This window comes from Streptomyces sp. NPDC017225, assembly GCF_044331465.1.
Lineage (GTDB): Bacteria > Actinomycetota > Actinomycetes > Streptomycetales > Streptomycetaceae > Streptomyces.
The window spans coordinates 27414-40570 of sequence record NZ_JBIRNE010000028.1; the positions used below are offsets into that span (position 1 = coordinate 27414).

At 70.3% G+C, this 13157-nt stretch carries 13 protein-coding genes; 10 read left to right on the top strand and 3 right to left on the bottom strand.

The features are described from left to right. Positions 1-158: 158 nt before the first annotated feature. Genes purS through purL form a run of 3 tightly spaced genes read left to right on the top strand, consistent with a single transcriptional unit; the run spans position 159 to position 3387 of the window. Positions 159-431 (top strand): phosphoribosylformylglycinamidine synthase subunit PurS, encoded by a 273-nt coding sequence (gene purS / locus ACH4NX_RS35030; protein WP_053133538.1) that lies wholly within the window; start codon positions 159-161, stop codon positions 429-431. Continuing rightward, positions 428-1132 carry a phosphoribosylformylglycinamidine synthase subunit PurQ gene (gene purQ / locus ACH4NX_RS35035; RefSeq protein ID WP_351398003.1) on the top strand — a complete coding sequence of 235 codons (705 nt, stop codon included), beginning with the start codon at positions 428-430 and terminating at the stop codon, positions 1130-1132. The genes purS and purQ overlap by 4 nt, the downstream gene beginning before the upstream one ends. Further along, positions 1129-3387, top strand: coding sequence for a phosphoribosylformylglycinamidine synthase subunit PurL (gene purL / locus ACH4NX_RS35040; protein ID WP_398130054.1), 2259 nt, complete (start codon positions 1129-1131; stop codon positions 3385-3387). The genes purQ and purL overlap by 4 nt, the downstream gene beginning before the upstream one ends. Positions 3388-3478: 91 nt before the next feature. Here the strand turns inward: purL and ACH4NX_RS35045 are convergent, their stop codons facing one another. Then, positions 3479-3793, bottom strand: coding sequence for a hypothetical protein (locus ACH4NX_RS35045; protein ID WP_351397999.1), 315 nt, complete (start codon positions 3791-3793; stop codon positions 3479-3481). Positions 3794-3953: 160 nt separating this feature from the next. Here ACH4NX_RS35045 and ACH4NX_RS35050 point away from each other — a divergent pair, with 160 nt between their 5' ends. From ACH4NX_RS35050 to purM, 6 genes are all read left to right on the top strand, one after another. After that, positions 3954-4457, top strand: coding sequence for a helix-turn-helix domain-containing protein (locus tag ACH4NX_RS35050; RefSeq protein ID WP_398130053.1), 504 nt, complete (start codon positions 3954-3956; stop codon positions 4455-4457). Positions 4458-4517: 60 nt separating this feature from the next. Next, positions 4518-5354, top strand: coding sequence for a M23 family metallopeptidase (locus ACH4NX_RS35055; RefSeq protein ID WP_398130052.1), 837 nt, complete (start codon positions 4518-4520; stop codon positions 5352-5354). Between the two features lie 9 nt (positions 5355-5363). Next, positions 5364-6161, top strand: coding sequence for a sterol carrier family protein (locus tag ACH4NX_RS35060; RefSeq protein WP_398130051.1), 798 nt, complete (start codon positions 5364-5366; stop codon positions 6159-6161). A 46-nt stretch (positions 6162-6207) separates the two neighbouring features. Next, positions 6208-7029, top strand: a complete 822-nt coding sequence (locus ACH4NX_RS35065; protein ID WP_398130050.1) for an META domain-containing protein — start codon at positions 6208-6210, stop codon at positions 7027-7029. Between the two features lie 62 nt (positions 7030-7091). Then, positions 7092-8618 carry an amidophosphoribosyltransferase gene (gene purF, locus ACH4NX_RS35070; protein ID WP_279565955.1) on the top strand — a complete coding sequence of 509 codons (1527 nt, stop codon included), beginning with the start codon at positions 7092-7094 and terminating at the stop codon, positions 8616-8618. 51 nt (positions 8619-8669) lie between these two features. After that, the gene (gene purM, locus ACH4NX_RS35075; protein ID WP_398130049.1) at positions 8670-9737 is read left to right on the top strand and encodes a phosphoribosylformylglycinamidine cyclo-ligase; all 1068 of its coding nucleotides are present in this window, start codon (positions 8670-8672) and stop codon (positions 9735-9737) included. 132 nt (positions 9738-9869) lie between these two features. On the opposite strand, the gene ACH4NX_RS35080 is transcribed toward purM, so the two are convergent. Both ACH4NX_RS35080 and ACH4NX_RS35085 read right to left on the bottom strand, forming a co-directional pair. Then, positions 9870-10121 (bottom strand): DUF3073 domain-containing protein, encoded by a 252-nt coding sequence (locus ACH4NX_RS35080; protein WP_345594926.1) that lies wholly within the window; start codon positions 10119-10121, stop codon positions 9870-9872. A 334-nt stretch (positions 10122-10455) separates the two neighbouring features. Next, complete coding sequence (locus tag ACH4NX_RS35085) at positions 10456-11550, bottom strand: Glu/Leu/Phe/Val dehydrogenase dimerization domain-containing protein (RefSeq protein ID WP_351397986.1); 1095 nt, start codon at positions 11548-11550, stop codon at positions 10456-10458. Between the two features lie 220 nt (positions 11551-11770). Between ACH4NX_RS35085 and ACH4NX_RS35090 the strand changes: the two genes are divergently transcribed. After that, positions 11771-12622 (top strand): hypothetical protein, encoded by an 852-nt coding sequence (locus ACH4NX_RS35090; protein WP_351397984.1) that lies wholly within the window; start codon positions 11771-11773, stop codon positions 12620-12622. Positions 12623-13157 lie beyond the last annotated feature (535 nt).

The window sequence follows — 13157 nt, forward strand, 5'->3', positions numbered from 1 at the left end:
GGCCAGATCCGGGATCTTTCCCGAAGCTTTTCGTGACCGACTCCCGCCGATGCCCGATCGTGACGGTGCTCACGTAGTTTCCTCCAAGGCTACGCGCGTAGAAATTTTGTACGGGTAGTCTGAAGGGACCTGCTCAGCACCACACACCGGGAGTGCCAGTGGCACGCGTCGTAGTCGACGTCATGCTCAAGCCGGAGATCCTCGACCCCCAGGGCCAGGCGGTGCAGCGCGCACTGCCGCGGCTGGGTTTCGAGGGGATCTCGGACGTACGTCAGGGAAAGCGATTCGAACTGGAAGTGGACGGGCCGGTCGACGACGCCGCCCTCGCCCGCATCCATGATCTTGCGGAATCCTTCCTCGCCAACACCGTGATCGAGGACTTCACCGTCAAGGTCGAGTCCGATGACGTAGTCGCGGGAGCCGTGAAGTGACCGCTCGTATTGGCGTCGTCACTTTCCCCGGCAGTCTCGACGACCGGGACACGCAGCGCGCGATCCGCGTCGCCGGCGCCGAACCCGTCGCCCTCTGGCACAAGGACAAGGACCTGGGGCAGGTCGACGCCGTGGTGCTCTGCGGCGGTTTCTCCTACGGCGACTATCTGCGCGCCGGCGCCATCGCGCGCTTCTCGCCGGTGATGGACACCCTCATCGACCAGGCGAAGGCCGGCCTCCCGGTACTCGGCATCTGCAACGGCTTCCAGATCCTCACGGAGGCCCACCTGCTGCCCGGCGGGATGCTCGGCAACGACCACCTGCACTTCGTCTGCCGCGACCAGAAGCTGCGGGTGGAGAACGCGGACACCGCCTGGACCAGCGACTACACCGCCGGCCAGGAGATCCGCATCCCGCTGAAGAACATGGACGGCCGCTACGTCGCCGACCGTCGGACGCTGGACGAGCTGGAGGCCGAGGGACGCGTGGCCTTCCGCTACGTCGTCGACGGCGACGCCGCCGACGGATGCGGCAACCCGAACGGCTCGCTCAACGACATCGCCGGCATCACCAACGCCGCCGGAAACGTCGTCGGCCTCATGCCGCACCCCGAGCACGCCGTCGAGCCGCTGATCGGCACCGGCCGCACCGACGGCCTCCCGTTCTTCACCTCGATCCTCAAGAAGCTGGTCAACGCATGAGCCGGACGCCTCTGGACACGGTCGAGCACGCGACCGCGACCCCCGACGTCGAGCTGCCCTGGGCCGAGCTGGGCCTGAAGAAGGACGAGTACGAGCGGGTGGTGGAGATCCTCGGCCGCCGCCCGACCGGTGCGGAACTCGCCATGTACTCCGTCATGTGGTCCGAGCACTGCTCGTACAAGAGCAGCAAGGTCCACCTGCGCCAGTTCGGCGAGAAGGCCCCCGAGTCCGACGCGATGCTCGTCGGCATCGGCGAGAACGCCGGGGTCGTCGACGTCGGCCAGGGCTACGCGGTCACCTTCAAGGTCGAGTCCCACAACCACCCGTCGTACGTGGAGCCCTACCAGGGCGCGGCCACGGGCGTCGGCGGCATCGTCCGCGACATCATCGCGATGGGCGCCCGCCCGGTCGCCGTCGTGGACCCCCTGCGCTTCGGCGCCGCCGACCACCCCGACACCAAGCGCGTCCTGCCCGGCGTCGTCGCCGGCATCGGCGGCTACGGCAACTGCCTGGGCCTGCCCAACATCGGCGGCGAGGTCGTCTTCGACGCCTGCTACCAGGGCAACCCGCTGGTCAACGCCGGTGCCATCGGCGTCATGCGGCACGAGGACATCCACCTCGCCAAGGCCTCCGGCGCGGGCAACAAGGTCATCCTCTACGGCGCCCGCACGGGCGGCGACGGCATCGGCGGCGCGTCGATCCTGGCCTCCGAGACCTTCGACGACGCCAAGCCCTCCAAGCGCCCGGCCGTCCAGGTCGGTGACCCCTTCCAGGAGAAGCTCCTCATCGAGTGCACCCTGGAGGCGTTCGCCGAGAAGCTGGTCGTCGGCATCCAGGACCTCGGCGCGGCGGGCCTGTCCTGCGCCACGTCCGAGCTGGCGTCCAACGGCTCCGGCGGCATGCGCGTCACCCTGGACGACGTACCGCTGCGCGACTCGACCCTCTCGCCCGAGGAAATCCTCATGAGCGAGTCGCAGGAGCGCATGTGCGCGGTCGTGGAGCCGGAGAAGGTCGACCGCTTCCTCGAGATCTGCGACAAGTGGGACGTCATCGCGACCGTCATCGGTGAGGTCACCGACGGCGACCGCCTGGAGATCTTCTGGCACGGCGGCAAGATCGTCGACGTCGACCCGCGCACCGTCGCCCACGACGGCCCGGTCTACGAGCGCCCCTACGCCCGCCCCGAGTGGCAGGACGCCCTCCAGGCCGACGACGCGAACAAGCTGCCCCGGCCGGAGACGGGCGAGCAGCTCAAGGACCAGGTCCTGAAGCTGGTCGGGTCCCCGAACCAGGCGTCCAAGCAGTGGATCACCCAGCAGTACGACCACTTCGTGCAGGGCAACACCGTCCTCGCCCAGCCCGAGGACTCGGGCATGATCCGCGTGGACGAGGAGTCCGGCCTCGGCGTCGCCATCGCGACCGACGGCAACGGCCGGTACGCCAAGCTCGACCCGTACACGGGCGCGCAGCTGGCCCTCGCGGAGGCCTACCGCAACGTCGCGACGACCGGCGCGAAGCCCCTCGCGGTCTCCGACTGCCTGAACTTCGGCTCGCCGGAGGACCCGGCGGTCATGTGGCAGTTCGCGGAGGCCGTGCGCGGTCTGGCGGACGGCTGCCTCCAGCTCGGCACCCCGGTGACCGGCGGCAACGTCTCGCTCTACAACCAGACGGGCGAGGCGGCCATCCACCCCACCCCCGTGGTGGCCGTGCTGGGCGTCATCGACGACGTGGCCCGCCGCACGCCGGTCGCCTTCCAGGAGGAGGGCCAGCTGCTCTACCTCCTCGGCGACACCCGTGAGGAGTTCGGCGGCTCGGCCTGGTCCCAGGTCATCCACGACCACCTCGGCGGCCTGCCCCCGAAGGTCGACCTGGAGCGCGAGCGCCTCCTCGGCGAGATCCTGATCTCCGCCTCCCGCGACGGCATGATCGACTCCGCGCACGACCTCTCCGACGGCGGTCTGGTCCAGGCGGTCGTCGAGTCGGCGCTGCTCGGCGGGAAGGGCGCACGCCTGGTCGTACCGGACGGGCTCGACGCCTTCACCTTCCTGTTCTCGGAGTCGGCGGGCCGCGCGGTCGTCGCCGTCCCGCGCTCGGAGGAGCTCCGCTTCACCGACATGTGCGGCGCGCGGGGCCTGCCGGCCACCCGCATCGGTGTCGTGGACGGGGACGCGGTGGAGGTCCAGGGCGAGTTCTCGCTGGCCCTGACCGAGCTGCGCACGGCGCACGAGGAGACGATCCCGGCGCTGCTCGCGTAGGTTTCGCCGACGACGAAGGGCCGCCCGGAGGTTCCCGGGCGGCCCTTCGCATGTTCTGGGGCCTTAAGGACGCGGCCGCGTCAGGGCCGGATCAGCACAGCACGGTCTTGTCGTAGTCGCCCAGCCCGTCGTACGTCCACGACCGGCTGGCCCCGGGCTTCAGCGTCCAGCACGAGCCGTCGCTCCCCCAGGAGATGACGATCTTGACCTTCTTGGTCGTGCTGCAGTTGTTGGTCAGCTTGATCCACACGTAGGCGTTGGTGGACGGCCGCTGCACGTTCCGGTCGATGCACGACGGTGCCGTGTCTCCCGCCGCCGCGTGGGCGGCCGGTGCGGCGGCCACGACCGAGAGCGGAGCGGCGAGCAGGGCGGTCAGGGCGACGGCGGACTTCTTGATCAAGGGCATGGGGCGAGCCTTTCCCGTATGCGACGGAACGGGTGTCACGCACGTCGAGGCGTGATCCCTGAGCCATTGAACGGGCGAACGGTGCGAACGAGTACCTGGATAGTTGCAGGGTGGGCGCTCACTCTTGCGCATGATTACGTAATTACGTAATCTCCAAGGAATGGAGGAACTGGAACACCGTGTCGCCGATCTCGAACGGCGTATTGCCGCGCTGGAAGCCGCCGACCGACCCGCGCCCCGCCTGCCGGAGGGCGACTTCTGGGCCCTGGAGGGGCTGAAGGAGCAACTCGCGGAGCTGGGGGCGGTGGACGGAGGGGTCCTGTTCACGGGGGTCGTGCGCCTGCCGACCGGGGAGCAGTACCGGTGGCAGCACGGCGCGCTCACCGAGGGCCTGATGGACGCCGACTGGGCCGAGTCCGCCGAGGCGTTCGCCGCGCTCGGTCACCCCGTCCGGCTGCGGCTGCTGCGCGAGATCCTCGGCGGCCGGCGCACCGCGGCCGAGCTGGCCGAGTCGGCCGAGGCGGGCACGACCGGCCAGATCTACCACCACCTCCGCCAGCTCACCGGCGCCGGCTGGCTGCACACCACCGGACGGGGCCGCCACGAGGTGCCGCCGGGGCGGGTCGTACCGCTGCTGGTGGCGCTGTCGGCGGCCCCGGGCTGACCGGAAACGGCGCGGACCGGTCCGATCAGGGTCCGATCGAAGTCCGATCAAGGGGGAACCATGTCCGCACGCAAGCTAGCCATGAGCACCTTCCGGGCGCTGCAACTGGGCTTCATAGCCCTGGTGACCGCCCACATCCTCTTCGGCTTCGGGTATCCGTGGTGGTGTGACTTCCTGCCACTGGTCCTGGCATACGTCCTGATCGCCGTGGTCAACCGGTGGGGCGGCGGTGCCCCGGACGCCCCGGGCGCCGCCCGTGAACCCGTCGCGGTCGGCCCGCCCGTGACCGGCCGCTGGTCCGCGCTGAACGGCCCCGCCGACCGCACCCCGAGCCACGGCACGCACGCCTACGGCCAGACCTTCGCCATCGACCTCGTCGCCGAGCCGGAGCCCGGCGCACGGCCCGCCTTCCGTGCCCTGTGGCCGATCGCCCGCCCGAGCCGCGACTTCCCGGCGTTCGGCGCCCCACTGCTCGCGGTGGCCGACGGCACGGTCGTCCGGGTCGATGACACCCAGCGCGACCACCTGAGCCGCGACTCGCTGCCCGCACTGCTCTACCTGATGCTCGCGGAGGGCTCGCTCCGCGAGATGGGCGGGGTCCGCCGGATCGTCGGCAACCATGTGGTGCTGGACCTCGGCGACGGCACGTACGCGATGTACGCGCATGTGCGGCGCGGTTCGTTCGCCGTCCGTGAGGGCGACCGGGTGCACGCCGGTCAGCTGCTGGCCCGGTGCGGCAATTCCGGCAACTCCTCAGAGCCGCACGTCCACTTCCAGCTCATGGACGGTCCCGACCCGGACACCGCACGAGGCGTCCCCTTCACCTGGCACGGGATTGGCGTCCCGCGCAACGGCGAGGTCTTCGAGGCGCCCTCGCCGACGGCCACGCCCGCATAGGCTCCCCTCATGCCCCCGGCCAGAAAACGCCCCCGCGCCTACGACCCCGCCCGGACCCGCGCCGCCGTACTGGCCCAGTTCGGGAACGTACAAGCGGCCGTCCGCACCCTCACCCCCGAGCAGCTCGCCCTGCCGACGCGCCTCGGGGACTGGACCGTACGGGAGCTGGTGGCGCACGTCGGAACGGCACTGACGGCCGTGGACCGGCTGCTCGGCGAGCCCGAGCCGGCGCGGAGGGACGGGCGCCTGCCCGACTGGCCGTTCGCCATCGCCGCCGACTCGGACGCCATCGCCGGCACCGCCCGCCGGCTCGCCGCCGAGCACCCCGACCTCGACGCCCACCTCGCCGAGGCCGAGCGGCGCTTCACCGACCGTCTCGACGCCCACCCCGGCGGCCGGCTGCTGCCCACCAGCGCGGGCGCCCTGCCGCTGGCCGACTACGTCGTCACCCGCACCGTCGAGCTGGTCGTCCACACCGACGACCTGAACGCCGCCGTGCCCGGCCTCGACATCCCGTACGACCGGCAGGCCCTGGCCGCCGCGACCCGGCTGCTGGCCGACGCGCTCGCCGCGAAGGCGCCCGGCGGTTCGACGGAGGTGCGGATCCCGCCGTACGCCGTCGTGCAGTGCGTCGAGGGCCCCCGGCACACCCGCGGCACCCCGCCCAACGTCGTCGAGACCGACCCGCTGACCTGGGTCAGGATGGCCACCGGACGGCTGGCCTGGAAGGACGCCGTGGCCGGGGCGAAGGTGAGCGCCAGCGGGGAGCGGGCCGACCTGGGGGAACTGCTGCCACTGCTCGGGTGAGCAGGTGGGGGGGGAACCGGATCCTCCGTGCCTCCGTCGAATCGGCATGTACAGGCAGAAGCAGCAGAAGCAGCCGAAGCAGAAGCAGCGGCGACAGAAGCGCGGCATGCGCCTGACCGTCGCGGCCGTCCTCGTGCTCGTCCCGCTCGCGGCGGCCTGCGGCAGCGAGAAGGCGGACGGCGGCAGCGGCTCCGTCGGCGCGGACAAGCCCGTCACCGGTGTCCGGTGGAGCATCGACAGCGTCACCGTGAACGGCACCACCCACAAGGCCCCGGACGCGGCGCGCGTCCGGATCGACGACAGCGGCGAGGCGGTGGGCAGCACCGGCTGCAACACCTTCAGCGCCCGCGCCGCCGTCGACGGCGAGCGGGTCCGGCTGAGCGACGCCGTGTTCACCGAGAAGGCCTGCGACAAGACGCCCATCGACTTCGAGAAGTCCCTCGGCCGCACCCTCACCGCCGGTGCGCTCACCACCGACACGACGGGCGAGCGCCTGACCCTCACCACGTCCGACGGCGACACCGTCCGGCTCAGCAGGCAGCCGGACGCGTCCCTGTACGGCACGAAGTGGACCGTCACGGCCCCCGGACAGAAGGGCCGCACCCACCTCACCTTCGACCGGGACGCGGAAACCGTCGCCGGCCGCCTGCCCTGCAACCACGTCAACGCCAGGGCCACCGTCAGCGACGGACATATCACCCTCGGCGCCCCGTCCACCACCCGAATGATGTGCGAAGGCTCACTCATGGACGCCGAGAAGCGGATGCTGCGCTTCTTCGACGGCCGGGCCGACTACCGGATCGATCATGAAACCCTCACGCTGACCAGCGAAGACGGCACCACCGTCCGAGCCGTCGCCGGCCAGTGACCCACGCGTGAGCCGATGTCCCCAATTCGGACCAGTGGTCGACCTCGCCTACACTCGGAGACGTGCCACGTGGTGACGGTCGACTCAATCACGATCTGCTTCCCGGCGAGAAGGGCCCCCAGGACGCTTGCGGCGTCTTCGGTGTCTGGGCCCCGGGCGAAGAGGTCGCAAAGCTCACGTACTTCGGGCTGTACGCCCTCCAGCATCGGGGCCAGGAATCCGCGGGAATCGCGGTCAGCAACGGCTCCCAGATCCTCGTCTTCAAGGACATGGGCCTGGTTTCCCAGGTCTTCGACGAAACCTCTCTCGGTTCGCTCCAGGGTCACATCGCGGTCGGTCACGCCCGCTACTCGACCACCGGTGCCTCCGTGTGGGAGAACGCCCAGCCGACGTTCCGCGCCACCGCGCAGGGCTCCATCGCGCTCGGGCACAACGGCAACCTCGTCAACACCGCCCAGCTCGCCGAGCTGGTCGCCGACCTGCCCAAGCAGGACGGCCGCTCCACGCGGGTCGCGGCGACCAACGACACCGACCTGGTCACCGCGCTCCTCGCGGGCCAGGTGGACGACGACGGCAAGCCGCTGACCGTCGAGGAGGCGGCCGGCAAGGTGCTGCCCCAGGTGCGCGGCGCCTTCAGCCTCGTCTTCATGGACGAGCACACCCTCTACGCCGCCCGTGACCCGCAGGGCATCCGCCCGCTGGTCCTCGGCCGGCTGGAGCGCGGCTGGGTCGTCGCCTCCGAGTCCGCGGCCCTCGACATCTGCGGCGCCTCCTACGTCCGCGAGATCGAGCCGGGCGAGTTCGTCGCCATCGACGAGAACGGCCTGCGCACTTCCCGATTCGCGGAAGCGAAGCCCAAGGGCTGCGTCTTCGAGTACGTGTACCTGGCCCGCCCGGACACGGACATCGCCGGCCGCAACGTCTACCTCTCGCGTGTCGAGATGGGCCGCAAGCTGGCGAAGGAGGCCCCCGCCGACGCCGACCTGGTCATAGCGACCCCGGAGTCCGGCACCCCCGCCGCCATCGGGTACGCAGAGGCCTCCGGTATCCCGTTCGGCGCCGGCCTGGTGAAGAACGCCTACGTCGGCCGCACCTTCATCCAGCCCTCGCAGACCATCCGCCAGCTCGGCATCCGCCTCAAGCTGAACCCCCTGAAGGAAGTCATCAAGGGCAAGCGGCTGGTCGTCGTCGACGACTCCATCGTCCGCGGCAACACCCAGCGGGCCCTGGTCCGCATGCTCCGCGAGGCGGGCGCCGCCGAGATCCACATCCGGATCTCCTCCCCGCCGGTGAAGTGGCCCTGCTTCTTCGGCATCGACTTCGCGACCCGCGCCGAGCTCATCGCCAACGGCATGAGCGTCGAGGAGATCGGCACCTCCATGGGCGCCGACTCCCTGGCGTACATCTCCATCGACGGCATGATCGAGGCGACCACCATCGCCAAGCCGAACCTGTGCCGCGCCTGCTTCGACGGCGAGTACCCGATGGACCTCCCCGACCCCGAGCTGCTCGGCAAGCAGCTCCTGGAGACCGAGCTGGCCGCCGGGCCCGCCGGTACGGCCGCCACCGACGCCATCCGTCGCCCGTAGCCGTCCGCCTCCCTGGCCTCCCTGCCGTACGACACGAAGGTTCTCATCGTCATGCCTGACACAACTGGTGCCAGCTACGCAGCCGCGGGCGTCGACATCGAGGCGGGCGACCGCGCCGTCGAACTGATGAAGGAGTGGGTGAAGAAGACGCAGCGCCCCGAGGTCCTCGGTGGCCTCGGCGGCTTCGCCGGCCTCTTCGACGCCTCCGCCCTCAAGAACTACGAGCGTCCCCTGCTCGCCTCCGCCACGGACGGCGTCGGCACCAAGGTCGACATCGCCCGGCAGCTCGGCGTCTACGACACCATCGGCCACGACCTGGTCGCCATGGTCATGGACGACATCGTGGTGTGCGGCGCGGAGCCGCTCTTCATGACCGACTACATCTGCGTCGGCAAGGTGCACCCCGAGCGTGTCGCCGCCATCGTCAAGGGCATCGCCGAAGGCTGTGTACTGGCCGGCTGCGCCCTGGTGGGCGGCGAGACGGCCGAGCACCCCGGCCTGCTCGGCGCGGACGACTTCGACGTCGCCGGCGCCGGTACCGGTGTGGTGGAGGCCGACCGGCTGCTGGGCCCGGACCGCATCCGCAAGGGTGACGCGGTCGTCGCCATGGCAGCCTCCGGGCTTCACTCGAACGGGTACTCGCTCGTTCGCCACGTCGTGCTGAACGAGGGCGGCCTGTCCCTGGACGCGCACCTCGACGGCCTCGGCCGCACGCTCGGCGAGGAGCTCCTGGAGCCGACCAAGATCTACTCCCTGGACTGCCTGGCCCTCATGCGCACCACCGAGGTCCACGCCTTCAGTCACGTCACCGGTGGCGGACTCGCCGCCAACCTGGCCCGCGTGATCCCCGAAGGCCTGCACGCCGTCGTCGACCGCTCCACCTGGACCCCGGGCGCGATCTTCGACCTCGTCGGTACGACGGGCCGGGTGGAGCGCCTGGAGCTGGAGAAGACCCTCAACATGGGTGTGGGCATGATCGCCATCGTCCCCGAGGAGTCGACGGACGTGGCGCTGGCGACCCTGGCCGACCGCGGCGTGGACGCCTGGGTGGCCGGCGAGATCACCGACCGCGACGACCACGAGACGGGCGCCGCCCTCGTCGGCGACTACGCCGGCTGAGACGACGACCGTGCGGGCGATGACGACCGTGCGAGCAGTGCGCGCAGGTGCACAGCGCCCGACGACCGTGCGGGTAGCACAGAACCCGGTCGGTGACGTGAGTCACCGACCGGGTGAGTGTTCAGTGCAGGGTCAAGCGCCGCGTCGCTGTTGCGGGGACTGGCCGTCCTCGTCGTGGTCGTCGTCCTCATAGAGGTCGGCGTACCGTGCGTACACGTCATCGTCCTGCTCATCGTCCTCGAATTGCTCGCCGTTAGGCGGTTGCGGATTCGACGGCGATGCGCCCAGCTCCTCGGCCAGGCGGGAGAGATCAGTCCCACCGCTGTTGTACTTCAGCTGGCGGGCGACCTTCGTCTGCTTGGCCTTGGCCCGGCCGCGCCCCATGGCTCGACCCCCTCAACGACGGGGCTCGACGGCCCCAGAGTCTTGACACGCGTTCATGGTCCGGAACGGACTCTCCGTGGAGAGACCGGTCCGTAGGGCTTCCACGGTACCTGAGCCCACGCCCATACGGTACGTCGCCCGTAGGACGTGGCCACGCCCAGGACCATCGAGGCGCCCCGTCCTCGCTGGTCAACGGCGATTTTAACCACCTTTCGACGGTCGACCCGCCGGGATAAGTGAGAGTTCTCTCTAACTGCCCCCCGGCGGGTACCGGTCAAACCTTCGAGGACCCCTCCCCGGACCGGCCCGGGATCACCGCCGGACGGCCACGGGATCACCGCCGGGTACGTGCCTCCGCCATCCGCTGCTCGGCGATCCGGTCGGCCGCAGCGGCCGGCGGAATACCGTCCTCCTTCGCACGTGCGAATATGGCCAGCGTGGTGTCGTAGATCCTCGCGGCCTTCGCCCTGCACCGGTCGAAGTCGAAGCCGTGCAGCTCGTCGGCGACCTGGATGACACCGCCGGCGTTCACCACGTAGTCCGGCGCGTAGAGGATCCCGCGGTCGGCGAGGTCCTTCTCGACGCCGGGGTGGGCGAGCTGGTTGTTGGCCGCGCCGCACACCACCTTGGCGGTCAGCACCTGCACGGTCTCGTCGTTCAGCGCGCCGCCGAGCGCGCAGGGGGCGTAGATGTCCAGGTTCTCCACCCGGATCAGCGCGTCGGTGTCGGCGACGGCGACCACCGACGGGTGCCGCTCGGTGACGGACCGCACGACGTCCTCGCGTACGTCGGTGACGACGACGTGGGCGCCCTCCGCGAGCAGGTGCTCGACCAGGTGGTGGCCGACCTTGCCGACACCCGCGATGCCGACGGTGCGGTCGCGCAGCGTCGGGTCGCCCCACAGGTGCTGAGCGGCGGCGCGCATGCCCTGGTAGACGCCGAAGGAGGTCAGCACGGAGGAGTCACCCGCGCCGCCGTTCTCCGGGGAGCGGCCGGTGGTCCAGCGGCACTCGCGCGCCACGACGTCCATGTCGGCGACGTACGTACCGACGTCGCAGGCGGTGACGTACCGGCCGCCGAGCGAGGCGACGAAGCGGCCGTAGGCGAGGAGCAGCTCCTCGCTCTTGACCTGCTCCGGATCACCGATGATCACGGCCTTGCCACCGCCGTGCCCGAGACCGGCCATGGCGTTCTTGTACGACATCCCGCGCGCGAGGTTCAGCGCGTCGGCGACGGCCTCCGCCTCGCTCGCGTACGGGTAGAAGCGCGTACCGCCGAGCGCGGGGCCCAGGTCGGTGGAGTGGATGGCGATGACGGCCTTGAGGCCGCTCGCCCGGTCCTGGCAGAGCACGACTTGCTCATGTCCCCCCTGGTCCGAGTGGAACAGGGTGTGCAGTACATCAGCAGGTGCGCCGGTTACGTCGGTCACGGTGGTGACTCCTGTGTAGTTGCGGCGGGTGGAGAGGCGTCCCCGTGCGGGTGGCGGGGACTGTGGCATGAGATTAGGGCCTGGGGGCGTCAGCCCGCCGCACAGTGCTCAGGATCACCTCCGCACGGAGTACGGGCGTGCGACGATTCGCGGAGGTTCCCGCGCGTTTGTGATCGGCTTCCGCAGGTTTTCGCCGCGGTGAGCGGGGGAGGGAGCAGGCGTGCCCAAGGTGTCCTCGGTGGTCGTCCCGTACGCGGCGTACCTGCGTGTGTACGAGCCGCTGGCCGCCTTCCCGCAGGAGGAGCGCGGCCACTGGACCCGCTACGCCCGCCGCGCCGACCTGCCCTCCTACCAGGACGAGCTCCGCCGTTCCCTGGCCGACCTGCTGCCCACCCCGCCCGTGGCCGTACCGGTGCACGAGAGCGCGGACGCCTTCGTGACCGAGGTCGACGGAGTGGTCTGCGTCTGCCCCTGGCGGACCCGGCTGCGCGGCTGGCAGGCCCTCGCGGAACTGTCCGAGGACTTCCCGGAACCGGTGCTGGACGCCCTGCTTCCGCCGGTCGTACGCCGAGAGAGCGCCCAGGACTACGAGCGCTGGCTGGAGCGCAACCCGGACGCCCGCCCCTGGATCCGCACCGCGACCTGGCAGGTGCCGATCAACTGGTTCGTGCTGGTCTCCGACGCGGAGCGCGAGTACGACGAGGGCGGCGACGGCGAAGGGGCGATCGCGCCCGTGCTGCGTTACCGGACGCCGATGGTGCAGGCCCGCCGGCGCGTGGCCCGGGGGCTGCGAGCCCTGAAGGAGGCCATGGACGAGGGGCCGCTCATCGACGGCCTGGTGGACGTGGGGCGCTGGCTGGAGGAGTTCCATCCGCGCTCCCTGGTGGAGTTGGACTACGGCGGGCTCGTGCACGCCCTGCCGGCCGGTGAGTTGGAGGACGACCACTCCGCCGCGGACGTGGCCGAGGGCATCGAGGCGCTCCGGCACGGCGACGGGGTCACGGCGGGGGCGGCGTACGGGCGGCTCGTGGAGCGCTGGCGGACGGTGCGGGACCGGCGGTCGGCGAACTGACGTTTGACGTACCGCCCGATGTGGGGTTTCGTCTTCCGGTCCGACACTCGCCCGGAGTGAGCTGATCTTCTGGCATCGCGGGACGTAGGTCCCGATCCGGGCGTATGCGTCAAGCGTGACGGACCGCACGTACAGCACTCTTGCGCCGCTTCCCCCTCCTCATGCCAAAATAGGACAAGGAGTCCGGGGAGGGCTCCTTCCGTCCTGCTGTGATGCACTGTGGGCGGAATCTACGCATTGCACGCTTTGGGGGGTCTGATGTCAGGTCTGGTGACCCCTGATCGCCCTGTGACTGATCGTCACAGTGGCGTGACTGTCCGCTATGGCATGGTCCATCGGCTTCCGTCGCTGATGAACACCTGGGAGGGCAATTCCATCGGTTTGGCCGACGCGGCTGGACGGATGGTGTAGTTGTAGTGCCGAGGACAAGCCGTTCGTCCTATAACCGACTCGACTCGCGTCCGCCATTTCGGGCAACGCGGGTCAAGGTGCAGAATTTAGAGGAAAGAACCGAGAAGGTTCGGTTCTCCCGAGG

Coding starts and splice junctions, on each gene's coding strand:
- purL (WP_398130054.1), top strand. CDS start 1,129: ATGAGCCGGACGCCTCTGGACACGGTCGAGCACGCGACCGCGACCCCC.
- ACH4NX_RS35045 (WP_351397999.1), bottom strand. CDS start 3,793: ATGCCCTTGATCAAGAAGTCCGCCGTCGCCCTGACCGCCCTGCTCGCC.
- ACH4NX_RS35050 (WP_398130053.1), top strand. CDS start 3,954: ATGGAGGAACTGGAACACCGTGTCGCCGATCTCGAACGGCGTATTGCC.
- ACH4NX_RS35055 (WP_398130052.1), top strand. CDS start 4,518: ATGTCCGCACGCAAGCTAGCCATGAGCACCTTCCGGGCGCTGCAACTG.
- ACH4NX_RS35060 (WP_398130051.1), top strand. CDS start 5,364: ATGCCCCCGGCCAGAAAACGCCCCCGCGCCTACGACCCCGCCCGGACC.
- ACH4NX_RS35065 (WP_398130050.1), top strand. CDS start 6,208: ATGTACAGGCAGAAGCAGCAGAAGCAGCCGAAGCAGAAGCAGCGGCGA.
- purM (WP_398130049.1), top strand. CDS start 8,670: ATGCCTGACACAACTGGTGCCAGCTACGCAGCCGCGGGCGTCGACATC.
- ACH4NX_RS35080 (WP_345594926.1), bottom strand. CDS start 10,121: ATGGGGCGCGGCCGGGCCAAGGCCAAGCAGACGAAGGTCGCCCGCCAG.